The following is a 24934-nucleotide window of genomic DNA, read 5'->3' on the forward strand; positions in this document are numbered from 1 at the left end:
CATTTTCTGCACCCCCTCAGCCATGATACGCCGCGTCGAGAGCTTTGCGCATCGCCGCGATCAACTCCGCCGCCTCGTCCCGCCTGTCCGCGAGCAGGAGCTTGACGACGGCGCTGCCCACGATGGCGGCGTCGGCTTCCGCCGCCGCTTCGACAGCCGCCTCGGGCGAGCCGATGCCGAAGCCGACCGCCAGCGGCGTCTTCGTATAGGCGCGCGCTCCCTTGACGATCTTGCCGATCCGGCTGTAGTCGACCTTCTTGACGCCCGTGACGCCGTTGTTGGACACGCAGTAGATGAAGCCTGCAGCGCTCGCGCACGTCTCCTGCATGCGCTCGGGCGTCGTGCCCGGCGTGATGAACTCCATCAAGGGAAAGTCGTGCGCCGCGCAAATTTCGCGCATCTCACCCGACTCCTCGTGCGGCACATCGGGGATGATGACGCCGTCCATGCCCGCCGCCTTAAAATCCTCAACGAAACGGGGGAAGCCGTAGTGCAGCATGTTGTTGACGTAGCCCATGCCCACGAGCGGCATCTCGGAGAAACGGCGAATCGCCTGCACGATTTCACGCACTTTCGCGAGCGTCATGCCTCCCTTCAAAGCGGCGACGGAAGCCGTCTGGATGACAGGACCGTCCGCCATCGGGTCGGAAAACGGCAGCCCGAGCTCTATGACGTCGGCGCCCGCCTCTTCTGCACGGCGCACCGCATCGATCGTGCCTTCCGCATCGGGCATGCCCGCCGTCAGATAGATGATGAGTCCTTTCCTGCCCTTTTCTTTCAGACCGTTCAATACATGATTCAAACGCGTGCTCATTCGCTTTCCCTCCCCAATGCTTTTGCGACCATCTGCACATCTTTGTCGCCGCGCCCCGAGAGGCAGACGACGACGACCTCATTCTCCTTCGTCCCAGGCATCAGTTTCTCAAGATACGCGAGCGCATGGGAGCTTTCCATGGCGGGCACGATGCCTTCCAGGCGGCAAAGCCGCTGAAACGCCGCGAGCGCCTCCTCGTCCGTGACCGAAACGTACTCCACGATGCCTTGATCCTTGAAGTAGGAATGCTCGGGACCGACGCCCGGATAATCGAGCCCTGCGGAAATGGAATACGCCTCGACGACCTGTCCGTCTGCGTCCTGCAGCAGGTAACTGTAAGCGCCGTGCAGGACGCCCGGCTCGCCGGCGCCGCTCAAGGTGCGCGCGTTGTCGACGGGAGCCTCGCCGCGCCCGCCGGCCTCGACGCCGTACTTCTTGACGGAAGCCTCGTCCTTGAAATCATAGAACGTGCCGATGGCGTTGCTGCCGCCGCCGACGCAGGCGACGAGCGCATCGGGCAGCTGTCCGCACGCCGCCTTGACCTGTGCGCGGATCTCCTCGCCGATCATCTTCTGGAAGTCACGCACCATGCTCGGGTACGGGTGCGGCCCGACCGCCGAGCCGATGATGTAGTAGGTATCCGTGATATTCGTCGCCCAATAGCGGATCGCCTCGCTCGTCGCGTCCTTGAGCGTGCCCGTGCCGCTCGCGACGGGAATGACCTTCGCGCCCAGAAATTCCATGCGGAAGACGTTGAGGCTCTGGCGCTTGACGTCCTCCTCCCCCATGAAAACATGGCACTCCATGCCGAAGAGCGCCGCGACCGTCGCCGAGGCGACGCCGTGCTGCCCTGCACCCGTCTCGGCGACGATGCGCTTCTTGCCCATGCGCTTTGCGAGCAGCGCCTGCCCGAGCGCATTGTTGATCTTGTGTGCGCCCGTGTGCAGAAGATCCTCGCGCTTGAGGAAGATGCGCGCCTTGCCGTAATGCTCGGTAAGCTTCTCGGCAAAGTACAATCGCGTCGGACGGCCTGCGTACTCTTGCAGATAGCGGCGGAACTCCGCTTGAAACTCCTCGTCCTCCCTGCATCTCGCATAGGCGGCTTCCAATTCCTGCAGCGCCGGCATGACGATTTCCGGCACATACTGTCCGCCGTATGCCCCGAATCTTCCCTTCTTAGCCATGTATTTCCCTCAACTTTCTTCTACCGTCAAAACAAAAATCTATTTTTTTCGCCCTGCTCATGCGCTCTCCTTGGCGAGCGCGCACGGCTCCGCCAGGCGCCGCGTCATCTCTGCAACATCATCGGCACGCACGAGCCCCTCGCCCACGAGAATGCCGCCGCAGCCCGCCTCCTGCAGGCGGCGCGCATCCGCAGCGCTGAAAATGCCGCTCTCGCTGATAAATGTACGGCTTTCCTCCGCCTTCGGCAAAAGCTCCAAGGTGTTCTCGATCGAGGTCGTGAACGTCTGCAAATTGCGGTTGTTGATGCCGATGAACTCGGCCGGCGTCGCCAGGGCGGCCTTCATATCCGCCTCATCGTGCACCTCGACGAGCACATCGAGGCCGATCTCCCAAGCGCGGAACACATACTCCAGAAGCTGGGCGGGCGAGAGGATGCGCGCGATCAGGAGTACGGCGTCCGCGCCGAGCATGCGCGCCTCGAAGATCTGGTACTCGTCGATGATGAAATCCTTGCGCAGGAGCGGCAGATCGACGAGCGAGCGCACGCGCGCCAAATCTTCGTTCGCGCCTAGGAAATGCGGATCGGTATGAACCGACAGCATCGAAGCGCCGTTCTCCGCGTAGATGCGCGCGAGTTCATCCACCGTATGCGTGCGGCACAGCCTTCCTTTGGCGGGCGACTGCAGCTTGCACTCGGCAATGAGATTCCAGTCGCGCGCCTGAAAGCGCTTCGTCATATAAAAGCCACCGCAGCGCTCCCTCGCCCTCGCCTTGAGCTCGGCAATGGGCAGCCGTCGCTTCGCCTCGGCCACCAAGTCACGCTTCTTTTCCACGATTTCCGCTAAAATATCTTTCATTCCGGAACCCTCCGTTTCTGCACAACTGCCATAAATTCTCGTATCTTCTCTATGGATTTCCGCTTCTCGATCTCAAGACTGCCCGAAACATCGACGCCGTAGGGGCGGAAAACCTCTTCTGCCTCCCGCACATTGCCGCTCGCAATACCGCCCGCGACCAACAGGGGCTTTTCGAGACGCGCCGTTTCCTCCGCAGCCTCGCGCCAGCGGAAGCGCTGCCCCGTGCCACCGACAGCGTCCTTGGAAAAGCTGTCGAGCAGGATGATCTCCGCCGGATAGTCGTTCGCTTCCTCCAACGAAAAGTCGTCGCCCCAGCGAAACGCCTTGATGACGGGGCAGCAAACCGCACGCGCATAGGCGGCGCTCTCATGCCCGTGGAGCTGCACGAAGTCAAGACTGCAGAAATCTGCGGCGGCATTGACCTCGTCGAGCGGTGCATCGACAAACACCCCGACCGTCTTGGCGCGCTGCACATGCTTCGTCAGACCGCGCACCTCTTCCGGCAAAATATGGCGATGGCTCTTCTCGTAAAAGATAAAACCCAAAAAGTCCGCCCCCGCGTCCTCCGCCGCAAACACCGCCTCTTCTGTGCGCAAGCCGCAAATCTTGACCTTCATACCACTCACTCCTTCAAAAAAATCGCCCCTTGCAGGAATCACAATCCTGCAAGGGGCGAAATATTTCGCGGTGCCACCCTTTTCAAGTCAAGTTCGGAAAACAAAAAAGCCACTTCGCCGCCTCGGGACGAAATGGATTCGCAGCCACCCTGAAATTGACCTCTCATTTCGGGTACAGGAAAAACCGATACCCTAGCCCTCTAACGGTGGCAGCCGTTCCAGCCTACTCGGCACAGCCTTTCGGTGGACTCTCACAGGACCATTCACCATGCGCTTCCCGCCGATCATCACACCTCCCCGAAGGGTCATCGGCTCGCTGTAGGAAAGTTTTCAAGGCTACTATTTCCTGCTCTACGATTTACATATATACACCTGACGATTCGAAAATCGATGTTGCCATTATAAAACAGAGCTGCACACTCTGTCAAGCACTTTATCCCATTATTTTTCTATGAAACCCCAAGAGGTAAAGCCGAAGGAGCAAAGCGATTGGCGAGATTTCATTAAGGGCGGCGCACAATGTCCACGAAATGGGCGTTTGTGCGTGTAGTTTTCTATGCTTCTCGTATTTTCCGAGACAAAGAAAAAGCATGACGCGCACCGCCATGCTTTTTCTTTTCCAGCTCCTCTGCCCTTACGCCTGAATCGCCGCATATCGCTCGCTTGCCAGCACCTTTTCCATATACTCATACGGCGTGATGCGATCCTCCACCACCATGGAGAATACGCTGGGACTGCAGCCGGAAACGAGCATGACGCCTTGCTCGTTCATCTTGACGGGCTGCTGCTGACGGCGGCTCTGCACGTTCCAGAACACGATGCGCGGCAAGCGATAGCCCGCTTCGGCAAACATCTTCTTCGCCTGCTCAAAATTTGTCACAGAGGCATTTTCCGTACAGGCGTCAAACTCCATGTCCGTGATGATGTAAAGCACCTCGGGCATCTCCTGCTGCGACACGCCGCCCGAAACCGCCGCATGTAGCAGAAGGCGGAAGACGCCTTCGAGATTCGTATTTGCCACCTCGTTAAACGTCCTGCAATAGCTGACCTTGTCCGCAATCGTCGTGCCCTTGATCTGAAGGATGCGCGGTTTACGAGAAAACGTGATGAAATGATCGCGGAACGCGCCCTCATTGCGCTCTGCAAAATAGACGGCAAGCGAGAGCGCGACGCAGGCCGGCAAAGGCTCTCCGCCCCCATACATGGAAGCGGAACCGTCGAGCACGACGAGCGCATTCTCCCCATGCGTATAGTCGGGAAGCGCCTTCCATGTGATGTCGAGGGTACGCGAAGCCTCCTCCGAAAGACCTCTTTCACTCTCCCATTCGCAAAGCGGACGAATGACATCGTAGGGATAGAGCGTCCCCGTATGAAGAGTCTCCTTCCCGCGCGCCACACGCTCCAAGAAAGCCTCGTAGCGCTTCGCATCGTTGCGTCGAAAAGCCTCGCGGTACTTGAACATCGCCCTGGACGGCTGCTTCGCATAATCAAAGCTGTAGTCCTTCGTGCGCAAATGGTCTTCGATAATCCGGATGCAGCGGCGCAGACGGACGAGCATCTTTCGATATTCCGCCTCCTGCATCCCGAGCGACGCCGCCAAATGACGCGCCTTAGCACGCGCCTCACGCGACGAAGTATTGACGGACGGCAGCCACTTCGCGAGGAGGGAGACGTCCTCCCCTTTTTGCGACGCGCCGAGGTCGCTTTCCAGCTGCTTGCGAATCAAGCGAACGGCGGCAGACTCCAAAGGTGTGCCGAGAAGTGCGAGCACATCGTCCCAGCGCCCGTACTCGGGGATGAGCGGCAGATTCTTCTCCACGCACGCAGGCGCATACGCGGCAAGATGGCGCAGAAGCACGCGAAAGACGCGACGCTCGCCCAGTCCGCCGCGAACATCACGCGCATAGAAGAGCGTGCGCAGCGCACGCACAGAATCCTCGGCAAAAGCGCGCGTGAAGCGCACGACGATTTCAGCCTCCTTCGCAGAGCGCAAGGCACCGACCGCCGCAAAGAAGTCGAGCACGTCCGAGCCTGAACTGGCGTAAGTCGCGGCATCGTTCTCCGTTCGCGTGTACGTCTTATTGCTTTCCTCTTTGAGCAAGTCGAGCATCGTGCTTCCTCCTTCGCGCAAAAAGCCCGGCGCAAAGTGCAGATGCAAATGTGCCGGACAGATTCATTCTCCTCAGCATACGCCGGGAACATATACAAAAACAAGATGCCGCGGACGGAAACGGCAAGCCGCTCCGTCCTGTGAGGTCGTGCCTCACTATTGTGACTATACGGATCAAGATTGCTGTTGGCATCTTTTTGCGAGACGCCTTTCCGGGGGTGCCCGCAACGGGGTACCCACGGCCTCCAAGAATAGCTGTACGCGTCTCCTGTATATGATACCATGATATACAGCATCACACAACAGCTTTTCCAATATTCAGACGATAACTTCATCGAACTGCAGCTGGGATTCTTCCTTTCTTTGCTCCATAATGAAGGAAATGTACTACGAAACAGTCAATACCTGAAAATTCACCATGCGAAAGGAAGTATCCCCATGCAGTACACAGCTCAGTCTCATCACAATCGCCAGCTTGACGCTCGAAGGCGTAGATATGACGCGGTTCTTTCTACCTTAATTTTCGTAAATACTGAGCATGACATAGCTTCCATCCAGTCCGAAGGAAAGATTCTCGCCGGGAGTGATGCGATAAACTGCAATGCTGCTTCTCGACGACTCCTCAGGAATTTGCGGCAGACGGTAGGCGCGGGCGTACGCCTCCCGCGAATCGTTTACCCCGAGGCCTGAGCGGTCAAAGTGCAGCTTGCTCCCCCGGAGAAGCACGAGCCCTGTCACGATTCCGTTTTCGTGGAAAATGATGAGCCTCTTATCCGGATAATATAGGCCCTGGGAAAAGCTCATGTCACCTGCATGACAGGACTCCTCCCGACGCAATTCCTTCCCCACTCCGAGAATCTCCTGCACGGCACTCATGCGCATACCGAAATGAATACCGCTGACAGACTCAAAGTAGTCCGGAGTCAGCGTGCGCTGCAATGCATCGCCGCCCGCCAGCGCGATATAGTCCCCCGCACCGCCGAAAAGCTTCCAGCCGATATGAAGCGTGCGCTCCCCGCCCGCTTCTTTGACGCGGAACTCCGCGCCGCCGGATTCAACACCGCCTACCCATTGTCCCCAGCCGACGACTTCGCAGCCGTTGATCGTACGCTCCCCGATCGTGAGCGCCGCGCCTCCGTCTTCATCGTACCAAGTGCCCGCCATGCGCTCCAAAATCACATCGAGATCGTCGCGTGGCTCCGCCGCCGCACTCTGTCCTAAAGCGAGCAGCACGAACGCACATAAGGCGAGCATCGCCAAACCTTTCATCTCGCACCTCCCAATCCTGCAAAGATTCCACTATCCCCAAAAATCAATACGCCACAGCGCTGAACCTGACATAGCTCCCATTCTTTCCGAACGAGAAGAACTCCCCGGGAGCGATCTCATAGAACGCCAGCGGATTGTTGTACGTCCTTTCCTCAGGGATCTCGGACATCTTATAGGCGCGCGCGTATGCCGCCCGCCCGTCGTTTGCCCCGAGGCCGGAGCGGTCAAAATACAGTTTGCTCCCTGGCAGCAGAACAAGGCCTGTCACGATACCGTCTTTATGGAGAACGATAAGCCCCTTGCCCGGATAATACCAGCCGTAAGCAAAAGTATCATCGCCTGCACGGCAAATATTTTCCCTGCTCAATTCCTGCCCCGCACCGAGCCTTTCCCGCACGGCGCGCGTGCGCATACCGAGGCGAACGCCCTCGACGGATTCGGAGCAAGCAGGATTCAGCGTACGCTGCAGCGCTTCCCCATCGTTCAGTCGGATGTAGTCCCCCGGCCCGCCGAAAAGTAGCCAACCAATACGCAGCGTGCGCGTGCCGGCCGCCTCTCGAATGCTGAAGTCCAGAGAGCCGCTGCCGGGTCCGTTTGCCAGTCGATCGCCGCCGACAACCTCGCAGCCGTTGATCGTATTGCCCTCAATCGTGAGCACCACACGCCCCTCTTCATCGTACCATGTGCCTGCCAGACGCTCCAAAATTCGATGGACTGAATCCGGCGAAATTCCCATCGCTGCCTCGCTCTGCCCCGAAACGAGCAGCACGAGTGCGCATAAAATAAACAAAGCAAATCGTTTCATCTCGCACCTCCATAAAAACAAAAATGCATCCATTCAGAAGCTTCGCTTCATGAATGGATGCGTTTTTTCGAACATTCACTTGCGATGCAAAGGATGTCCCCAAAGTTCTCCGTAAATCCTCATATCAACCGAATGCACCGCAGTCTGCCCCATATCTTCCTTACATTTATATCCAATCATGAAACACATATAGGCATTCCTTGATGTACTCAAAGAATCCGTCTCATGTCTGTACGGCAGAATTGAGACTAAACATATTCCTTTACGCGCTTCAAATCCGTAAGCAGAAGCGGATTATCTTGCCGCATGCGGTCTACAAGCATTTTTCCTCTTGCAACCGTCGGTTCTTCACACAGCCAGTCAAGCTCCTTTTGCGTAACGCCCACCATTTGCAGGAACTCCACCCTGCCATGCACGGTATCCATCCCACCCAACTGCGGATCGGGAGCCATGATAATCCCCACCAATTTCGTATCCGACTCCAATCGTATTGGTGAGTTCGCAGGCATGAAATGATACGCCTCGAAGTAATTTCCTGTATCGTATACATATCTGGCAATATTCTGCATCAAGTTGATCACCCAGCGCGGCTCATTATGTGCCATGCTTCCATCCTTATTTTCCGCATCTTTATCATCTACAAAAGGCACGATGCGCATGGTAAATTCGCATCCCCAACCGCTGAATTCCTTGTTCGTACTATCGGGATCATAATACAAATCCGACATACCGTAGCTTACAACATGACGATGAAATTCCTGCTCACTGTTGTCATATATACTGATTCCATCAAGCGGATCCTTGCCGCCCAACATAAATTTGATGATCGTACCGTAATGCCTTGCCTCTGTATTCGGGTAGATCTTTTTCAAAGCAGCATCAATCGCATCCCAGCCCGGCGCCGCATCATCCGCACCGTCATACCTCTCGACATACTCCTTTTTATTGGGCAAAATCTTTTCCTCCTTCCTATCGTCTTCACTCGATTCATCCACGATGCCATCATCATTTTCCTGATCTTTGTTGTTTTCCTTACTGTTAAGGCAATACCGATAAATTCAACCGCCCATCTTCAATCTTCTTTCCATATGATATCATGATATATAGTATTGTTCAACAGAATTTCAATAATATTCAGACGATATTCTCATAAAAATACAACTGGGCTTCCTCTCATCTTTGCTTTATAATAATTAGAGAACATTGCGTCAAAATATCTGAAAATTCCACTATACGAAAGGAAGCATCTCCATGCAATACACAGCACATTACAATTCGCCATTCGGCTCCATGACCCTCGCCAGCGACGGCACGGCGCTCGTCGGCCTTTGGTTCGACGGGCAGAAATACTTCGCCGCTACGCTCGAAGAGGAGCACAAACAAAAAAGCCTCCCCGTATTTCAGGAGACATGCCGCTGGCTCGACCTCTACTTCAGCGGAAAGAAACCCGACTTTCTGCCGTCGCTCGCACCGAAAGCCACGCCGTTTCGTCAAAAAGTCTGGGATGTCCTGCTCTCAATCCCCTATGGCGAAACGATCACCTACGGCGAAATCGCCCGCCGCATCGGCATGGAAAAAGCAGCCCACGCCGTCGGCGGCGCCGTCGCGCACAACCCCATCTCAGTCATCGTCCCCTGCCACCGCGTCGTCGGCACGAGCGGCAGTCTCACAGGCTACGCCGACGGCATCGACAAGAAGGTGCAACTCTTGACGCTCGAAGGCGTAGATATGACGCAGTTCTTTATGCCGTAAAAAAGCCTCTCATCAAAAGATGACGGGAGGCTCGTTGAATCCTACTCGTTTTCATCACTCGAACTCAATTCTTATATTTTAGCTGCTCTTGTGAAGCCTTATATTTCAAGGCTTCCCGTTCTCCCCATTCCTCTCATTCTCCTTATTATGCGCCTTTTTGAGATTTTTGGGGGTTATACGGGGGGCACGCTTCCGTCCGCTCTTATCGTTCTGCACCTTGTTCACTCTCATGCTTAACGCCCATAACACGCCCTTTCTTCCGAACAAGCACTCCTGTTGTCTTGCCTGTTTCTTTCTCCAAAACCCGTTTCAATGCCGGTAGTAAAATTTTTTGATACCGTAGCTCAAGACTGCGTTTGAGATACGTTTTATAAACCTCAGAAATCACCGGCGTCGTTTCTATAATTTTAGAAATATCTCCCTGTTGTTTTTCTATCTTAGGCACAATACGAAGAATCGCTTCCTGCAAATCTTTATGGGGATTTTTCAGATATTCGGAAAAAAGAATCCTCTTGCGATCCTCCCGATAACACGAATAGACATTGAATTCCTCTCGTTTGAATTCCTGCCCTCCATTCAATCGCTGCTGCATGAGTTCTTCAGGCAGCAACGCCGACAAAGATGAACCACAATCATAGATGGGTGCAAACGAAAGCTCATTTTCAGCATTCAACACGCCACCCCAATTATCCATATTTCGATCTCGGTTATTGATATACCCATCAACAATGAACATATCCCAAAACTTTCTTTTAAATTCTTCCTTGTCAACAATTTGCTTTGTTTGCTCAATGACCATCATCACATTATCCACGTTAGCCTGCGTTCGCAAACTGTCGCTTTCCACCTCCTGTAAAACAAGCTTGTGGAACTCAATCAATTTCTTTCCGTCTTGCGTGAAATCCTCGCAGGCAACAACAATCTTCTCTTCTCCATTCGGCATTTTATAGGTTGCCAGAAAAGTATTTTGCGTTTCAAACCCCAATGTCTTGAATATCTTGCAGCCGATATCCTCAGAGAATTGATTGTTCATGTAGCTCAAAGAATTATGAAGCTCTCTCACTGGATCAGGAAATTTCACCATGTATATCCGATGATCATAAAGAATTCTCTTCTTTTTCTCTGATCCTCCAAACGTGTTGATGATCTCCTGGCAATGCGTCAAATCAATCATGGACAAGCCCCCAAAAAAAGCGTTGGATTTCCTGCCCCTTGATCGGATCGATCTCACGGAATTTGACAGCTTCCTTCACGCTCCAATGAACGTCAGCCACCGCTCCATATAAAGAAAGCTGATTGTCCTGCTCGGCCAACTCATAAGCGCGATTCATATCATACCGCAAACCCGCTTCATAGTCATCCGGATTGTATCTTCGCTCAACTTTCATCTTCTGCTGCCCTCCCCGTATTTAATTGTCGCCCAAACAAAATTCCTTTCCTCGCACATACTTTGCGGCTTTTTGACAATCATTCGAACTCGCCAAGTGGAAACTCAATCTAAACTTTTTGTATAGACCATTTGATTCCATTTGGCTTTATTTGATACCAGTTATCCAAATCCTATGGGGCACCCGACTTTTTGCTATCAAAAGGCCATCAGGGAATGCTATCAATAAAAATAATCAGAGGTGGGTGATATGGATAATTCCTGTCGATACCAATGCTAGCGGAAGATAAAACCAGAGTTCGGTTTTTGAAAAAACGCAACTACAAAAGGTACAGGTTGAGTCAGTAAATTCCTTAGACGATGCTTTCATTGAAAAGTCTATTTTATCATCTGGCAACAATCTTACTTTGTCATACAAAGCTCGGTAGAGGCGTTCTTGTAGTAAATAATAGGAATCTAACCCCCAAAACACAATTATGGGTATATATGCCACAAGAAAGTACAGTTTGTCTGTGTCTTTTCCAGCCAAAGCAAAGATTCCTGCTACAAGCGTAACTGCCCACCCCTTTAATGCAAAGGAATTAGAAGCCATACGATTAATTACACTTTGAATCATTTCTAAGTGGCTTAACTTTTTGCCCATAAAGCAACTCCTGTTCACTTACTTGTCATGAATCTTCGCAGCTTTTTCAATCCACGTTCCCATATTATCATATCCATTATCTGCAACATAATCGTAGATGCCATCAGCAATGCGATCAAAGTACGCTGGAGAATTATCGTTATAATATCCTATTACCTCGTGAGTATTACTTCTAAAGGATGTAGATAAAGTATGCATATCCTTAATAGCATTTATATGTACGCCTATTACAGCATTGCCCCTTTGCAAGCTTTTACAAATTTCATATTGCACAAAAGGACGTTTCAAAGTTTCGGTTCCAATCAGGACTACTGTTACAGAGGTTCCTTTAAGTTGCTTATCAATCCACTTATGAACAGCCGTATCTCCCTGTCTCTTAATTTGCTCAAAATCTGCCTTATCAATGAAGCCAACAGCTTCTTTACCCTGAGTAACCCAACTATTGCGGACAACCATTGAACGATTAATGTCGTTATCGTAATGAAAACTAAAAAACACTCTACGCGCCACAGATATTCTCCTTTCTATTTATCTTGTTGAAAACCAGTGTGCCAATGTCTGGTAGTTCAACTTTCCATTTTCTGGTGTTACTGTGTAATATCCTTTTTGAATATAAGTACCATTATCATATTTGTCGTTGCCATCTTCATAACAGATATATGGATATAATGACAAATACTCTGCGCCTTTATAAAAACCATCATAACTGCCCTTTGGCTTCAACGGGAACAGTGCGATATGGGCTTTAAATTTTTGAGCATCACCATATCCAAGTTCCCAATTACACCACTTGGAGTCTATTGCAGCATTTGTAGCAAGCAGAATAAATTTGTCACATTTTTTAATTCGATCCTTCAAATTAGCCGCGGTCGCTGCTGTGGTAATTGGGGACATTGAGGTGTCTTGGCTGTCGATATAGGCTTTTACATCGTATTGCTCTTGCAAAAAACCAAGTACGCCTTTAAGTTCTTGGAGGTCATCATGCTTATGTGAAATAAAAACGGTGGTCTTTCTCTTTCTAGTGTATAGTGCGCATTCGTTAATATTTGACATTGCTTCATTTAAACGAACATCCGCATACGCTTGAAACGAGCCTTGCTCAATCAACTTTTCCATCTTTGCATCCTCTTTATCATCTTGGTTCTAAAAACTTATCTCCGTTCAAATTCATCTTTTCCCTCGCACATATCGCGAAAGCGTCGAGACGCTCAGGTTCGTTACAGCAGCCACATCCTTATAGGAACGTCCTTCGCGCAGCAGGGCAAGCGCATGTTCCTTCCTCGCCCTATCGATCGGAGGCCTGCCCTCACGAAACCCCTGTTTCGTCCTGGCAATCGACTTGCCTTCCTGCATACGTTCCAGAATCATGCTCCGCTCAAGCTCGGCCACCGCAAGAAGCGTCGTAATAAAGAACTTGCCCATGGGCGTCTGGTCGAGCAATCCTACATTTAAGACATTGACTTTCACGCCTCGCTCAATCAGAGAACGGATCACATGGATTCCCTCCTCCACGTTGCGGGCAAGGCGATCCAGCTTTGTCACAATCAAAACGTCGCCCGCTTCCATGCGGCCAAGCAGACCTTGAAGCTTCGGCCGCTCCATGGATGCTCCGGAAAACTGCTCCACCGTAACCGAAGAGGCTCCATTTTCTCTCAGGCGTTGCTCCTGTTCCTCCAAGGAATTTCCATGAGCCTTCTGCCCCTTTGTCGATACTCGAGCATAGCCCCAAACCGTCATTTCAATCCCCCGTTTTGACCAAAAGTTTTGATTATCCTTTCCCTCTGATTCTACCATAAAAGTTTAAACCGGTCAAAACTCTTAGGTTTTGACCGGTTTAGGTGTCCATCATGGACACCTTTCAACATGACGGGTTCTTCCGCTTCATTCCCTCCCCTTGCTCTTGTCCTCGTCCGTTCTTCCTTTCAACAAGACTTTCCGCTTCGGGTACTTCTCCTTCGGCATCTCCTTTATGGTTTCTCTCATGAGCCCTGCCATGAAACGACTGTCAACTGCGCCCAGGATAGCTCTTGCCATGAGCTTTTCTCGATCGACATTTGCCATGTCCAACTCATAGCCGGCATTCTTCGCCACTTGGTAGATCAACATGTGCTGCGTCCTGCCGTTTCCCTCTCGGAACGGATGCAGCATGTTCAGATCGCAATAGAGATCGGCGGCCTTTTTGCAAAACCTCTCAGCATCGAGTCCCTGTAGATTGTTGTCCTTTTTCAGTCGTTTGAAGATGTCCGCGCCCTGTTCTTCAAGATATGGGCAATGGCAGAATACAGTACCCTTTTTTGCAATGTCCACGGTACGGAATTTCCCGGCCCAATCGTAGACATCCTGAAACAGCTCGTAATGGATTTTCTTCAACGTACTCAAATCGAACTCTCGAAAGGTTTGCTTCTTCAAGTCAATATATCGCGTCGCCGCAAAATTCTTCTCGTAATCCAAGAGTTCATGTCCATCCTGTATCCCCAGCTTGTTCCGCAGCACCCCGTTGGGTTGAAGATATGGATCCCTTGCACTCATACGATTTCCGCCTCTTTTTTCCCCGCCAGCTTCTCACGGAATATCTCTCTTGCCTCCTCTGTCGTAATCTCGAGATTCGCAATGCGATCGAAAACCGCCAATTCTTCCTCCGTGAATTTGAATCCTTCCAACTCATGCACCTTGATTGCAGAATCCACACTTTTCCGCATTTCTTCCTTAGACACCATATCCATTCCCTCACATTTCATACAGCAGAACTACTTATATCATGTCTTATATTATACCATATATTGCCGAAAAATCGAGTTTAAAGCGTATCTCATGTATATCTCCACAAGAATATCCCTGCATAATACCTTATTTAAAGTTTATATTCTCAGGGCGTTCCCTTCGGGACGGGCGGTCGTGAACAGAGCCAGCTTCGCTGTCTCTGTCCTTCGGGCTTCCATCCCTAACGCAAAACCATTTGAAATGATGGCAAGAGGAATTTGCACCGTTATCTTTCTCGTTCCGCTTCCGCATTGCTTCACAGCGCTTCATGATATTCCACTTCTGTTCCGCAATGCACGCTCCACGAAAAACATCACGAGAGCGTGCAAATCCCTCTTGTCTTGAACAACAACGCCGCAGGCACAAGCCAAGAACTAAAGTTCATGGCCTATGCCCGCGGCTTGCTTACCACCACCCCAACCACCACCGCAGGAGGCTTCGTCCCCTGCACCCCTTTCATCGGTCTCGCCGACAAGGCAGGAGGGGGAAGGAGCACCCTTTATATGCAAAAATCCCTTGCAGCACATAATACTTTTTCGGTTTGAAAGACAAAATATCTTTTTCGCGCTGCACGACTAGCGCCAGCGTCGGCACTTTCACACGGCCAATCCGATATGTCCCATCATGTCCGGCTTTTCTCGCATTAACCGTATATGCACGCGACAGATTCATGCCGATGAGCCAATCTGCGCGGGCACGGCCAAGCCCGGCTTCATACAGACCATAGAAATCTCTGTTGTCACGCAAGGAAGAAAATGCCCTTTTCAAAGATTCATCATCCTTCGCATTGATCAAAATACGCCGGACTTCACCCTTGTAATGCAGAAAATCCAGAATCTCATCAATCAGAAGCTGCCCTTCCCTGTCGGGATCCCCCGCATGAACAACAACATCGGCCTCTTTGATCAGACCCTTGATTATATCCAGCTGCTCCTTTTTTTGCGGATCGGGCTTCATAAGCCAAGTGCTCGGCAAGATGGGATAGTTGCTCCATACCTTATATTCTTCTCCGTAAAGCTCGGGCGTTGCCATGCCAAGAATATGCCCGAATGCCCATGTAACGGCAATATCCCCTTTCCAAAAACAACCTTTCCCCTTTTCCATACCGCCATCCGGCCAGAGATACGCAGCCACAGCTCTTCCTATATCCGGCTTTTCTGCGATGTAAACGGTCTTTTTCAACATCATCACTCCTTGTTGTTTTATTGTATATATAGTATTATTAAGTAAAAAATAAGTGGCGGTGTATTTTATGGATTTGAAAATATTTTCCACAAAACTAAAATACCTACGAAAAAAAGCAAATCTCACACAAGTGCAGCTGGCAGAAATGCTGCATATTTCTCAGGCACAAATATCGCGGTATGAAACCGGCTTGGATGAACCCTCGGAAGATTGTTTGCAGGCTTTGTCCGCTGCCTTCGAGATCGACGGACAATCTGCTGCTCTGTTCTGGTCATCGCCTCTACCCGACATCCCCAAAGGTTCTTCAGACGGCACTTCAGAAAACTTTGCTCGTCGCCTCCGTGCCATACGGCAATATCACGGCAAATCACAGAAAGACTTTGCTCAATTCCTAGGCATCAGTCAATCCCTCATGTCCGCTTTAGAAATCGGGAAAGCAACGCCGGATCTCGTGCTGATCCAAAAACTCGGCAAAATGGGGTTCGATCTGGAATGGCTGGTCTTTGGCTCACATGCGCGAGACTCCCCAAAAGAAATCCTTGATGATCTGATGCCTAAACGTACCATGCAGCAAATTCAGCAAATACTGAGAAAAATGCCGCCGCAACGTCTTGACTTTATCCGCCAATTCCTAGCGCTTATTCTCACAGACATGAAAAAATAAAAGGTGTTGTGGTCAAGCGTTTTTGTAACACGAGTGTCCAATCAACTTATGTCGAATACCTCGCTTCGAATGGCGTACGATAGCCGTTATAAGAATGCGGTCGTACATGGTTGTATGTGGTATAAGCAATCCACTGCGCGATAGAGAGATTCCTCATCTCGATACTCATGAAGATAAATTTCTTCGTTCTTCAGCGTATTGAAATAGCGCTCCATAGGGGCATTATCAATCGTACAGTTATATCGAACATCGCCTCCATGGAGAAATAAATAGGTGAAATCTGTCGCCCATTTTTGATTGATTTGTGGTGCTGTAAAATCTTGCTTGAGCAGATTTTCGAACTTCTTATGTTGCGTGCCCCCTTGATATCTCGGAGCTTTTCGTCGCACAATGGAGCGCAGCCCCAGTTCCGTATTCATATACTTATGAACCGTGAGGCAGAAAGATCGATGCCCTTGCGTGCCAAATAAATCCGCATCCTGCGATATCCGACAGATTTTCTTTTCTCGCTTCTGCAAGTTTTTCGCGTAAGCGACGGTTCTCCTTCATAAGCTCCAGATCATTCTGGGCGGTTGGTTTTTTTGAGGCGTTTTGCTGGCATTCTTCGCTGAATTCTTTGCACCATTTGCAGATGCTTACTTTGGAAACTCCATACTCTGCCGTTAGGCTTCGGTATGTGCGTCCCTCGTCGATATGAAGACGGACAATCTGTTGCTTGAATTCTGGTTCATAGTGTTGTTGTGACAAGAATCGAATCTCCTTTCATTCGATGTTTTTCTTTAGACACTTCTGTTACAATTTTAGTTTATCACAACATCTCATGGCAAAAACCGCGGAAAAAAACCTGGCTGAATTAATGTAGCGCCTGGAAGGTGAAAAGCGCAACACGGTCATCTTCTCTGAACGATTGCCCAAGGCTTTAACCCGCCGCATGAAACTCTATGGAAAAGAACGTATAGGCAATCTGAAATTCCGTGTTTTGCAAGGACAATCGTTCGCAATCTTGCCAAATAAAAAAGACGAACAAACGAACATTATATTCGCTGTGCGTCTGGGAGACAATATAAAGGATGGATGCGTCCCTCTTTATGAACTACGAGAAACATCTTCCGAAAGGACAGGGAACTCTCGTCTCGCTGCCTATCGGACAGACAAAAAGATGCCACTATACGATGCAAACAAACCCAAGAAAGCCAAAGAAACAACAATCTCTTCGTCTCCAACACTTGAAGCTGCAAAGAGGCATCAGTATGCAGAAATTCAAAACAAAGTGTCTTCTATCGTGAGCCATCTGACAAAAGCTCAAGAACCTGTCGGAAAACTGCGTGCTCATTGGGAGGAAGAACAGCTGCATGACAAAGCCGTGCAACAAGAAGAAAAAATGTATCGCGGTTGGTCGATGTAACTCATATACTTTATGCTCTAAACTTTGAAATATGATATACTATCACTGCCACGGCCCTCATCAAGCCAATCCGGCTAGGAGGGAGGTTGACACAATGTCATTGATTGATTTCATGGTTTCCCTGCTCATCAGTATCCTTGGGAGCATCCTCGGGACGCTGATCCTGCAGATGCTGGCGCAGTAGAAACCAGCTGCGATGTGGCACCAGCAAGATGCGCCTCATCAGCGCACCAAAAAGCCCCTTCGGGTCATCACTCCCGTCGGGGCTTTTCGGTTGGTTGACGTATGTCATCAACTGATTTCTTTAAGCATTTTATCACTACCGAAAACAGAAGTCAAGATATGAATATGCAGTTCCATGGATGGTCACGATGCAAAACAAAACGCCGCAACTCCTTTCATATCAAGGGTTTGCGGCATTTTTGCAACTACTCGAACTCAATCGTCCCCGGCGGCTTGCCAGTGCAGTCGTAGAGCACGCGGTTGACGCCCTTGACCTCGTTGACGATGCGGCTCGTGACCTTCTGCAGGACGTCCCAAGGGAGAGGCGCACTCTCGGCGGTCATGAAGTCGCTCGTGAGGACGGCTCTGAGCGCGATGGCATGGTCGTACGTCCTGCCGTCGCCCATGACGCCGACGCTTCTCATATTCGTGAGCGCGGCGAAGTATTGGCCGAGGGTCTTGTCGATGCCAGCTCTGGCGATCTCTTCGCGATAGATGGCATCGGCCTCCTGGACGATCTTGACCTTCTCCGCCGTGACCTCGCCGATGATGCGGATGCCGAGGCCGGGGCCAGGGAACGGCTGGCGATTGACGAGATGCTCGGGGATGCCAAGCTCGCGGCCAGCCTTTCGCACCTCATCCTTGAACAAGAGGCGCAGAGGCTCGACGATCTCCTTGAAGTCAACGCAGTCGGGCAATCCGCCGACATTGTGGTGGCTCTTGATGACGGCGGACTTGCCGAGGCCGCTCTCAATGACGTCGGGATAAATCGTCCCCTGCACGAGGAAATCGACCTTGCCGATCTTCTTCGCTTCGGCTTCAAAGACACGGATGAATTCCTCGCCGATGATCTTGCGCTTCTTCTCCGGCTCGGTCACTCCCTTGAGCTTTTCATAGAAACGCGCCTTGGCGTCGACGCGAATAAAGTTCAAGTCATACGGGCCTTCCGCGCCGAACACGGCCTCGACCTCGTCGCCCTCATCCTTTCTGAGAAGGCCGTGATCGACGAAGACGCACGTCAGCTGCTTGCCGATCGCCTTCGAGAGCAAGACCGCCGCCACGGAGGAGTCGACGCCGCCCGAAAGCGCACAGAGCGCCTTGCCCGCGCCGATCTTCTCGCGCAGGGCCTCGACCGTCGTCTTGACGAAGGACGACATCTGCCAATCGCCCTTGCACAGCGCGACGCGGCGCACAAAGTTTTCAAGAATCTTCGTGCCGTATTCCGTGTGCATGACCTCGGGATGGAATTGCACGGCATAGAGCTTTCGTGCCGCATCTTCCATCGCCGCGACGGGGCAGTTCGCGGTCTTTGCCGTCACGCGAAAGCCTTTGGGCGCTTCGGCGATGTAGTCGGTGTGACTCATCCAACAGACGCTCTTTTGCGGTACATCAGCGAAGAGCACGGACGCCCCGTCCGCAACTTGAAGCTCCGTCCTGCCGTACTCGCTGACAGGCGCTGTCTCAACCTTGCCGCCAAGTTTGTGTGCCATGAGCTGCGAACCGTAGCATATACCGAGGACGGGCACGCCAAGGGAGAAAATTTCCTCGCTGTACGTCGCGGAATCCTCCTTATAGACGCTCTCAGGGCCGCCCGTAAAGATAATCGCCTTGGGCGCGAGCGCACGAAGCTTCTCCAGCGGGAGCGTATGCGGATGCACCTCGCAGTAGACGCTGCACTCGCGCACGCGGCGTGCGATCAGTTGGTTGTACTGACCGCCAAAGTCCAGTACGACAATCAATTCATGGCTATCCTTCTGCAAGGCAAATCCTCCTTCAATCCTCTTCCTCTTCGGTGAAGTCAGCGACGGCGGCGCGGCAGACGGCAGTCGAGAAGCCGCGCCGATAAAGATGCTGCAGCATCTTCTGCGCATCGGCATTTTTCTTGAAATGCAGGACGAGGCATCGTCCCGCCGCATCCCGCTCGCGCTCAAATGTATCGCCCGGCACGCACTCGGCGATGAGCGCCGCGGAAAACCCCTTCTGCATGAGTTTCGCCGTAATCTGGCGCACACTCTGGCGGCTCTCTTCGTAAAGAAACGCAAACTGGTGGCGGCACGCCTCTTCGTCGTCGAGATAGCCGCGCTCCGTCAAGGTGGCGAGCGCCGCTTTGATTTCTTCCTCCTCATAGCCGCGCTGTGCGAGTTTTCGCGCGAGATGCGCCGTGCTGTGCTCGGCACGCGCGAGGAGGTCGACCGCCTTCATCAGCGCCGTCTTCTCAATCTTCGTCCGCTGCCGCTTCCGACTGTTTTCCTGCGGTTTCTCGCTCATTCTCGTCATCGGGGACACGCTCTACCTCCCCATCTTTTGCTGCCGTCGCCTGCTCCATGAGCTTGGCACGCACCTTCTCCTCGATCTCAGCGGCCAGCTCGGGCTTTTCTTTCAGAGCCTTCTTCGCATTTTCCTTGCCCTGGCCGAGGCGCGAACCGTCGTAGGAATACCACGAGCCGCTCTTTTCGATGATGTCAAAGTCTGTCGCGATGTCGAGCACCGTGCCGACGCGCGAGACGCCCTCACCATACATGATGTCGAACTCTGCCGTCTTGAAAGGAGGCGCAACCTTGTTCTTGACGACCCGGACTTTCGTGCGGTTGCCGATCATCTCCTGCCCCTGCATGATCTTGTCCGTCTTACGCACGTCGAGGCGCACGGTCGAATAAAACTTCAGGGCGCGGCCACCCGTCGTCGTCTCGGGGCTGCCGAACATGACACCGACCTTCTCACGAATCTGGTTGATGAAGACGGCGACCGTGCGCGACTTGCTGATGAATCCCGTGAGCTTTCGCATGGCGCGGCTCATGAGACGCGCGTGCATGCCGACGACCTGATCGCCCATATCGCCGTCGATTTCCGCCTTCGGCACGAGTGCCGCCACGGAGTCAACGACGATGATGTCGATCGCGCCGCTGCGCACGAGAGCGTCAACAATGTCAAGCGCCTGCTCGCCCGTATCGGGCTGCGAAATCAAAAGCTCGTCGATATTGACGCCGAGCTTCTTCGCATAGACGGGATCGAGCGCGTGCTCGGCGTCGATGAATGCCGCGATGCCGCCATTCTTCTGCGCCTCAGCGATCATGTGCAAGGTGACCGTCGTCTTGCCCGAGCTTTCAGGGCCATAAACCTCGACGATGCGCCCGCGCGGCAGACCGCCGACACCGAGCGCGACGTCGAGCGGCAGAATGCCCGTCGGAATCGTCTCCACGTTCATGTTTGCCGACGCCTCGCCAAGGCGCATGATCGATCCTTTGCCAAATTCTTTCTCTATATGCTTTAAGGCATTTGCCAAAGCTTCTTCTCTATCCATAAAAGTATGATCTCCTCCTTCGATTGACTCTTCCTCCTATTATATAGAACAGCGATTCTTTACGCAACGTCTTCAAAAAAGAAATCACTCGAAACGCAGTGATATGCACTATTCCTCCCCCGCAAGCATCTTCTCCTGCGCGAGGAAGAAATTCTTCACGGCCTCCGCTGCAGGAAGCGTCATACCGTCGACGGCGGCAAGCTCCTCGACGCTCGCCGCCTTGATCTTCGCGATCGTGCCGAAGTGATTCCAGAGCGCCTTGCGCCGCTTGGGGCCGATGCCCGCGATATGGTCGAGCACGGAGACGAGGTTGCGCTTGCCGCGCAGTTTGCGGTGGTAGGTGATGGCGAAGCGGTGCGCCTCGTCGCGGATGCGCTCAATGAGGTAGAGCGCCTGACTGCGGCGCGGCAGGATCACGGGATCGGAACTGCCCTCGGTGAAGATGTACTCGAACTGCTTGGCAAGCCCGACGACGGGTACATCGAGATGCCCCGCGCCGCGAATGATCTCCAGCGCGGACGAAAGCTGTCCCTTGCCGCCGTCGATGATGATGAGGTCGGGCATTTCGTCTTCCGCGAGCTTGGTGTAGCGACGCTCCGTCACCTCGCGCATCGAGAGGAAATCGTCGGGCTTTCCCTCGGCGCTTCGGATCTTGAAGCGCCGATAGTCGGACTTCTTCGGCAAGCCGCCCTCGAAGACGACCATCGAGGCGACCGTCTCCGAGCCTTGATTGTGCGAGATGTCGAAGCACTCCATGCGCATCGGCTCTTCCTTGAGTCCGAGATAGCGTCCAAGCTCTCGAACCGCGCCGAGCGTCTGATCGTTCGCCTGCTCGATGCGCGCCGCCTCGTCCGCGATGTACTTTTCAGCGTTGGAACGTGCCATTTCGACGACATCGTGCTTCGTGCCGCGCTGCGGTACGGCGAGCGCCACCTTCGCCCCCTTACGCTCAGCGAGCCAACCCTCCAAAAGTTTTGTCTCCTCGATGGGAAACGGCAGCAGGATCTCGCGCGGTACGAATGCCGCGCGATGGTAGTACTGCTTCAAGAATGCCGTAAGAAGCGCCTCGTCCGTCTCCTCCTCACTGCCCGAGAGCAGGAAGTGCTCGCGCCCGACCATCTTGCCCGCGCGTATGAGAAAGACCATGACGACCGCGCCCAGCCCCGATCGCGCCATGCCGATGGCATCCTGGTCGCCCGAGCCCGTCACGATGTTCTGCTTCTCCGCCACCTTGCGCACGGCGGCGAGCTGATCGCGCAGACGCGCCGCCCGCTCGAAGTCGTAGTCCTCCGCCGCCTCCGTCATGCGGCGCGAAAGCTCCTTCTCCATCTGCTCCGTCCGCCCTTCGAGAAACAGGCAGACCTCGCGGATCATCGCGCCGTACTCCTCCTTGTCGACCGGCTCGCAGCACGGCGCAAGACAGCGCTTGATGTGATACTCCAAGCATGGACGCTCGACCTTCATGTTCTTGCATGTGCGCAGCGGGAAGAGTCTCTTCAGGAGCTTCACGCTCTCGTGCATCGCGCCCGCCGACGTATAGGGGCCGAAGTAGCGCGAGCCGTCTTTCGTGACGCGCCGCGTGACCACGACGCGCGGATACTCATCGGCCAGCGTGACCTTGAGGTACGGATAGCTCTTGTCATCCTTGAGGCTGATGTTGTAGCGCGGGCGGTGCTTCTTGATGAGGTTGCATTCCAAGATCAGCGCCTCGACCTCCGAATGTGTGAGAATCGTCTCGAAGTCGGCAATCTTCGCGACCATAGCTCGCACCTTCGGCGCTTGGTGCTTGCCGCTCTGGAAGTACTGCCGCACGCGGTTCTTGAGGACGACGGCCTTGCCGACGTAGATGATGCGCCCCTTCGCGTCCTTCATGATGTAAACGCCGGGCGAATCCGGCAGCAGCTTGAGCTTCTCTTCCACGATTTCCGTCACTTGCTTCCCCCTCACTTTCCGCGTGCGCTCTTTGATCTTGACAGATTTCTATTCGCCGCACGGCAGGAAATTCCTGCCGCAGCAGAGCTTCGTGGACAAAAGTGCGCCGCCCTTAATGAAAGTTACCCAATCAGTCTGCGCCCTTCGGGCTTGACTTCTTGGACTTTCATAGTAAACTACACGCACAAACGTCCACTTTGTGGACATTGTGCGCCGCCCTTAATGAAAGTTTGCCAATCAGTCTGCGCCCTTCGGGCTTGACTTCTTGGACTTTCATAGTACTATATAAATACAACATTAGTGGGGAGGCTTGAATCATGGGCTTGGAAATGCTGCTCTTCATCTGCATCATGGGCTTCTTTTCAGCGTTCATCGACGCTGTCGTCGGCGGCGGCGGGCTGATCTCTATCCCTGCGCTGATGATGACGGGGCTGCCGCTCCTAGAGGTGCTCGGCACGAACAAGGCGGCTGCCGTCATGGGCGCGTGCACGAGCTTCATCTCCTTCATCAAGAGCGGAAAGGTCGATATGAAGCTCATCCGCCTGCTCTTTCCCATCACGCTCCTCGGCTCCGCCGTCGGCGTGCTCGTCGTGCGGCAGGTGCCGCCCGACTTCCTGCGCCCTCTCGTCGTCGTCATGCTCGCACTCGTGCTCCTCTACAGCATATTCCGCCGCGACTGGGGACGCGAGAACAAGTACCGTGGCATGACACGCCGCGTTCTCCTGCTCTCCGCCGTCGTCGCCTTCACCTTCGGCTTCTACGACGGCTTCTTCGGACCGGGTACAGGCTCCTTCATGCTCTTCGCCTTCCTGCTCGTGGGCTTCGACTTTCTCGGCGCGGCGGCAAACGCGCGCGCACTGAATTTTGCGAGCAACCTCGCCGCCGTCGTGCTCTTCGCCTACTTCGGTCTCGTCGATTTCACCTACGCCATCCCCATGGGCATATCCATGATCGTCGGCGCCTGGTGCGGCGCGCGCCTCGCCATCAAGAAGGGAAGCTCCTATGTACGGCCGCTCTTCATCGCCGTGACGACCGTGCTCATCGGCAAGCAGCTCTTCGACCTTTTTGACAAATAACGGAGGATTCCCATGATACACGCAATCATCGACATCGGCTCCAACACCGTGCGCATGGCGGTCTACCAAATCAAGGACAGCGCCGTGGAGCAAATCATGAAGAAAAAGGACACGACGGTGGGACTCGCCTCATTTATGCACGACAACGTGCTCGAAGAGCGCGGCATCAAGCGGCTCGTCTACGCGCTCGAAGATTTCCAAAAGTTCCTTGCGGCGCTGCACATCGAGAACGTCTCGATTTTCACAACGGGCGCTCTGAGGAACGCCGCGAACAGCCGCGAGGCAATCGCGGAAATCAAAACACGCACAGGACTGGATATTTATGTAATACGCGGCGAAGAAGAAGCGGAGCTTGACTTCATCGGCGCGACGCACGACCTTGCCGCTGAAGAAGGACTGCTCTTCGACATCGGCGGCGCAAGCACGGAGATGGTTCACTACAAGGCGCAAAAAATCGTGCGCAAGACGAGCCTTCCCGTCGGCTCTCTCTACCTGCACACGAAATTCACGAAAGAGCTCCTGCCGTCTCGCGAGGAAGTCGCGAAGATGCGCACGGACGCCGCACGCATCCTCGATTCCGCCGCAGATTTCACAGGACTCCAGGGGCTTCCCGCCTGCGGCATCGGCGGCACTTTCAAGGGCGCAGCGGCGCTCTCTGCCGCTCTCTTTTCTGCCTCGGACGGCCGGACGATCACACGCGCGGCAATCGATGCGCTGCTCGCGCGCTTCCTGCGCGATCGCCATCTCACAGAAGATGACGCCGTGCATCTCATGCGCACCGTTCCCGACCGCATGCACACGCTCCTGCCCGGCCTCGTCATCGCCGGCCTTCTCACCGAACGCTTCGCACTTTCTTTCATCGCCTACAGCGACTCGGGCGTGCGCGAAGGCTACATCTACGACCGCATTTTGAAGGAATCAAGCAGGAGAACGATATGAATCGAAGGAGA

At 53.3% G+C, this 24934-nt stretch carries 26 protein-coding genes and 1 pseudogene; 5 read left to right on the forward strand and 22 right to left on the reverse strand.

The annotated features are described in order from the left end of the window. Positions 1–16: 16 nt before the first annotated feature. The 8 genes from trpA to OL236_RS07890 form a co-directional block, all read right to left on the reverse strand. Entirely contained in the window at positions 17–814 is a 798-nt protein-coding gene (gene trpA, locus OL236_RS07855; protein ID WP_265070182.1) for a tryptophan synthase subunit alpha, read from the reverse strand. Continuing rightward, positions 811–1998 (reverse strand): tryptophan synthase subunit beta, encoded by a 1188-nt coding sequence (trpB, locus tag OL236_RS07860; RefSeq protein ID WP_265070183.1) that lies wholly within the window; start codon positions 1996–1998, stop codon positions 811–813. The genes trpA and trpB overlap by 4 nt, the downstream gene beginning before the upstream one ends. A 57-nt stretch (positions 1999–2055) precedes the next feature. Beyond that, positions 2056–2856, reverse strand: coding sequence for an indole-3-glycerol phosphate synthase TrpC (gene trpC, locus OL236_RS07865; RefSeq protein WP_264918546.1), 801 nt, complete (start codon positions 2854–2856; stop codon positions 2056–2058). Further along, positions 2853–3473, reverse strand: coding sequence for a phosphoribosylanthranilate isomerase (locus OL236_RS07870; RefSeq protein WP_265070184.1), 621 nt, complete (start codon positions 3471–3473; stop codon positions 2853–2855). The genes trpC and OL236_RS07870 overlap by 4 nt, the downstream gene beginning before the upstream one ends. Before the next feature lie 634 nt (positions 3474–4107). After that, positions 4108–5583, reverse strand: coding sequence for a DUF2828 domain-containing protein (locus tag OL236_RS07875; protein WP_265070185.1), 1476 nt, complete (start codon positions 5581–5583; stop codon positions 4108–4110). Positions 5584–6099: 516 nt separating this feature from the next. Next, on the reverse strand, positions 6100–6852 hold the full coding sequence (locus OL236_RS07880) for a hypothetical protein (RefSeq protein ID WP_265070186.1): 753 nt from the start codon (positions 6850–6852) through the stop codon (positions 6100–6102). Between the two features lie 43 nt (positions 6853–6895). Further along, entirely contained in the window at positions 6896–7657 is a 762-nt protein-coding gene (locus tag OL236_RS07885) for a hypothetical protein (protein ID WP_265070187.1), read from the reverse strand. Positions 7658–7905: 248 nt separating this feature from the next. Next, positions 7906–8652 carry a suppressor of fused domain protein gene (locus tag OL236_RS07890; RefSeq protein WP_265070188.1) on the reverse strand — a complete coding sequence of 249 codons (747 nt, stop codon included), beginning with the start codon at positions 8650–8652 and terminating at the stop codon, positions 7906–7908. A 256-nt stretch (positions 8653–8908) separates the two neighbouring features. Between OL236_RS07890 and OL236_RS07895 the strand changes: the two genes are divergently transcribed. Further along, positions 8909–9409, forward strand: a complete 501-nt coding sequence (locus OL236_RS07895; RefSeq protein WP_009644976.1) for a methylated-DNA--[protein]-cysteine S-methyltransferase — start codon at positions 8909–8911, stop codon at positions 9407–9409. 202 nt (positions 9410–9611) lie between these two features. On the opposite strand, the gene OL236_RS07900 is transcribed toward OL236_RS07895, so the two are convergent. The 9 genes from OL236_RS07900 to OL236_RS07940 form a co-directional block, all read right to left on the reverse strand. Further along, positions 9612–10583, reverse strand: a complete 972-nt coding sequence (locus tag OL236_RS07900; RefSeq protein ID WP_009644893.1) for a HipA domain-containing protein — start codon at positions 10581–10583, stop codon at positions 9612–9614. Continuing rightward, positions 10576–10797: a hypothetical protein gene (locus tag OL236_RS07905; RefSeq protein ID WP_265070189.1), complete on the reverse strand. Its 222-nt coding sequence runs from the start codon at positions 10795–10797 to the stop codon at positions 10576–10578. Before OL236_RS07905 ends, OL236_RS07900 begins: the two co-directional genes overlap by 8 nt. A gap of 234 nt (positions 10798–11031) precedes the next feature. Further along, complete coding sequence (locus OL236_RS07910; protein WP_265070190.1) at positions 11032–11439, reverse strand: hypothetical protein; 408 nt, start codon at positions 11437–11439, stop codon at positions 11032–11034. 18 nt (positions 11440–11457) lie between these two features. Continuing rightward, positions 11458–11949 (reverse strand): TIR domain-containing protein, encoded by a 492-nt coding sequence (locus OL236_RS07915; RefSeq protein ID WP_265070191.1) that lies wholly within the window; start codon positions 11947–11949, stop codon positions 11458–11460. Between the two features lie 18 nt (positions 11950–11967). Beyond that, entirely contained in the window at positions 11968–12555 is a 588-nt protein-coding gene (locus OL236_RS07920) for a toll/interleukin-1 receptor domain-containing protein (RefSeq protein WP_265070192.1), read from the reverse strand. Between the two features lie 51 nt (positions 12556–12606). Then, entirely contained in the window at positions 12607–13233 is a 627-nt protein-coding gene (locus OL236_RS07925) for a recombinase family protein (protein ID WP_265070193.1), read from the reverse strand. Positions 13234–13320: 87 nt separating this feature from the next. Next, positions 13321–13818, reverse strand: coding sequence for a Fic/DOC family protein (locus tag OL236_RS07930; RefSeq protein WP_265070194.1), 498 nt, complete (start codon positions 13816–13818; stop codon positions 13321–13323). Positions 13819–13964: 146 nt separating this feature from the next. After that, complete coding sequence (locus tag OL236_RS07935; RefSeq protein WP_265070195.1) at positions 13965–14156, reverse strand: antitoxin VbhA family protein; 192 nt, start codon at positions 14154–14156, stop codon at positions 13965–13967. Positions 14157–14655: 499 nt separating this feature from the next. After that, positions 14656–15510 (reverse strand): DNA topoisomerase, encoded by an 855-nt coding sequence (locus OL236_RS07940; protein ID WP_265070196.1) that lies wholly within the window; start codon positions 15508–15510, stop codon positions 14656–14658. Positions 15511–15514: 4 nt separating this feature from the next. Here OL236_RS07940 and OL236_RS07945 point away from each other — a divergent pair, with 4 nt between their 5' ends. Continuing rightward, a complete protein-coding gene (locus OL236_RS07945; RefSeq protein ID WP_265070197.1) occupies positions 15515–16048 on the forward strand; it encodes a helix-turn-helix domain-containing protein in 534 nt (177 codons plus the stop codon). A gap of 46 nt (positions 16049–16094) precedes the next feature. Here OL236_RS07945 and OL236_RS07950 read toward each other — a convergent pair. Further along, a pseudogene (locus OL236_RS07950) lies at positions 16095–16795 on the reverse strand (transposase). A 160-nt stretch (positions 16796–16955) separates the two neighbouring features. Here OL236_RS07950 and OL236_RS07955 point away from each other — a divergent pair. Further along, on the forward strand, positions 16956–17453 hold the full coding sequence (locus OL236_RS07955; RefSeq protein WP_265070198.1) for a hypothetical protein: 498 nt from the start codon (positions 16956–16958) through the stop codon (positions 17451–17453). A gap of 428 nt (positions 17454–17881) precedes the next feature. Here the strand turns inward: OL236_RS07955 and guaA are convergent, their stop codons facing one another. The 4 genes from guaA to uvrC all read right to left on the reverse strand — a co-directional run bounded on the left by guaA (position 17882) and on the right by uvrC (position 22908). After that, positions 17882–19435, reverse strand: a complete 1554-nt coding sequence (gene guaA / locus OL236_RS07960; RefSeq protein WP_265070199.1) for a glutamine-hydrolyzing GMP synthase — start codon at positions 19433–19435, stop codon at positions 17882–17884. Between the two features lie 13 nt (positions 19436–19448). Continuing rightward, a complete protein-coding gene (locus OL236_RS07965) occupies positions 19449–19952 on the reverse strand; it encodes a regulatory protein RecX (protein WP_320109794.1) in 504 nt (167 codons plus the stop codon). Further along, positions 19891–20976, reverse strand: a complete 1086-nt coding sequence (gene recA / locus OL236_RS07970) for a recombinase RecA (RefSeq protein ID WP_009644930.1) — start codon at positions 20974–20976, stop codon at positions 19891–19893. Before recA ends, OL236_RS07965 begins: the two co-directional genes overlap by 62 nt. A 108-nt stretch (positions 20977–21084) precedes the next feature. Next, a complete protein-coding gene (gene uvrC, locus OL236_RS07975; RefSeq protein ID WP_265070200.1) occupies positions 21085–22908 on the reverse strand; it encodes an excinuclease ABC subunit UvrC in 1824 nt (607 codons plus the stop codon). 317 nt (positions 22909–23225) lie between these two features. On the opposite strand from uvrC, the gene OL236_RS07980 reads away from it, so the two are divergent. After that, entirely contained in the window at positions 23226–23984 is a 759-nt protein-coding gene (locus tag OL236_RS07980; RefSeq protein WP_265070201.1) for a TSUP family transporter, read from the forward strand. A gap of 12 nt (positions 23985–23996) precedes the next feature. Continuing rightward, positions 23997–24923 carry an exopolyphosphatase gene (locus OL236_RS07985; protein WP_265070202.1) on the forward strand — a complete coding sequence of 309 codons (927 nt, stop codon included), beginning with the start codon at positions 23997–23999 and terminating at the stop codon, positions 24921–24923. Positions 24924–24934 lie beyond the last annotated feature (11 nt).

Origin of the sequence: Selenomonas sputigena, from assembly GCF_026015965.1 — a bacterium.
GTDB lineage: Bacteria > Bacillota > Negativicutes > Selenomonadales > Selenomonadaceae > Selenomonas.

Coding starts and splice junctions, on each gene's coding strand:
- OL236_RS07895 (WP_009644976.1), top strand. CDS start 8,909: ATGCAATACACAGCACATTACAATTCGCCATTCGGCTCCATGACCCTC.
- trpA (WP_265070182.1), bottom strand. CDS start 814: ATGAGCACGCGTTTGAATCATGTATTGAACGGTCTGAAAGAAAAGGGC.
- recA (WP_009644930.1), bottom strand. CDS start 20,976: ATGGATAGAGAAGAAGCTTTGGCAAATGCCTTAAAGCATATAGAGAAA.
- OL236_RS07905 (WP_265070189.1), bottom strand. CDS start 10,797: ATGAAAGTTGAGCGAAGATACAATCCGGATGACTATGAAGCGGGTTTG.
- OL236_RS07900 (WP_009644893.1), bottom strand. CDS start 10,583: ATGATTGATTTGACGCATTGCCAGGAGATCATCAACACGTTTGGAGGA.
- OL236_RS07980 (WP_265070201.1), top strand. CDS start 23,226: ATGGGCTTGGAAATGCTGCTCTTCATCTGCATCATGGGCTTCTTTTCA.
- OL236_RS07985 (WP_265070202.1), top strand. CDS start 23,997: ATGATACACGCAATCATCGACATCGGCTCCAACACCGTGCGCATGGCG.
- trpC (WP_264918546.1), bottom strand. CDS start 2,856: ATGAAAGATATTTTAGCGGAAATCGTGGAAAAGAAGCGTGACTTGGTG.
- OL236_RS07925 (WP_265070193.1), bottom strand. CDS start 13,233: ATGGTAGAATCAGAGGGAAAGGATAATCAAAACTTTTGGTCAAAACGG.
- OL236_RS07935 (WP_265070195.1), bottom strand. CDS start 14,156: ATGGTGTCTAAGGAAGAAATGCGGAAAAGTGTGGATTCTGCAATCAAG.
- trpB (WP_265070183.1), bottom strand. CDS start 1,998: ATGGCTAAGAAGGGAAGATTCGGGGCATACGGCGGACAGTATGTGCCG.
- OL236_RS07880 (WP_265070186.1), bottom strand. CDS start 6,852: ATGAAAGGTTTGGCGATGCTCGCCTTATGTGCGTTCGTGCTGCTCGCT.
- OL236_RS07965 (WP_320109794.1), bottom strand. CDS start 19,952: ATGACGAGAATGAGCGAGAAACCGCAGGAAAACAGTCGGAAGCGGCAG.
- OL236_RS07870 (WP_265070184.1), bottom strand. CDS start 3,473: ATGAAGGTCAAGATTTGCGGCTTGCGCACAGAAGAGGCGGTGTTTGCG.
- OL236_RS07910 (WP_265070190.1), bottom strand. CDS start 11,439: ATGGGCAAAAAGTTAAGCCACTTAGAAATGATTCAAAGTGTAATTAAT.
- OL236_RS07875 (WP_265070185.1), bottom strand. CDS start 5,583: ATGCTCGACTTGCTCAAAGAGGAAAGCAATAAGACGTACACGCGAACG.
- OL236_RS07885 (WP_265070187.1), bottom strand. CDS start 7,657: ATGAAACGATTTGCTTTGTTTATTTTATGCGCACTCGTGCTGCTCGTT.
- OL236_RS07920 (WP_265070192.1), bottom strand. CDS start 12,555: ATGGAAAAGTTGATTGAGCAAGGCTCGTTTCAAGCGTATGCGGATGTT.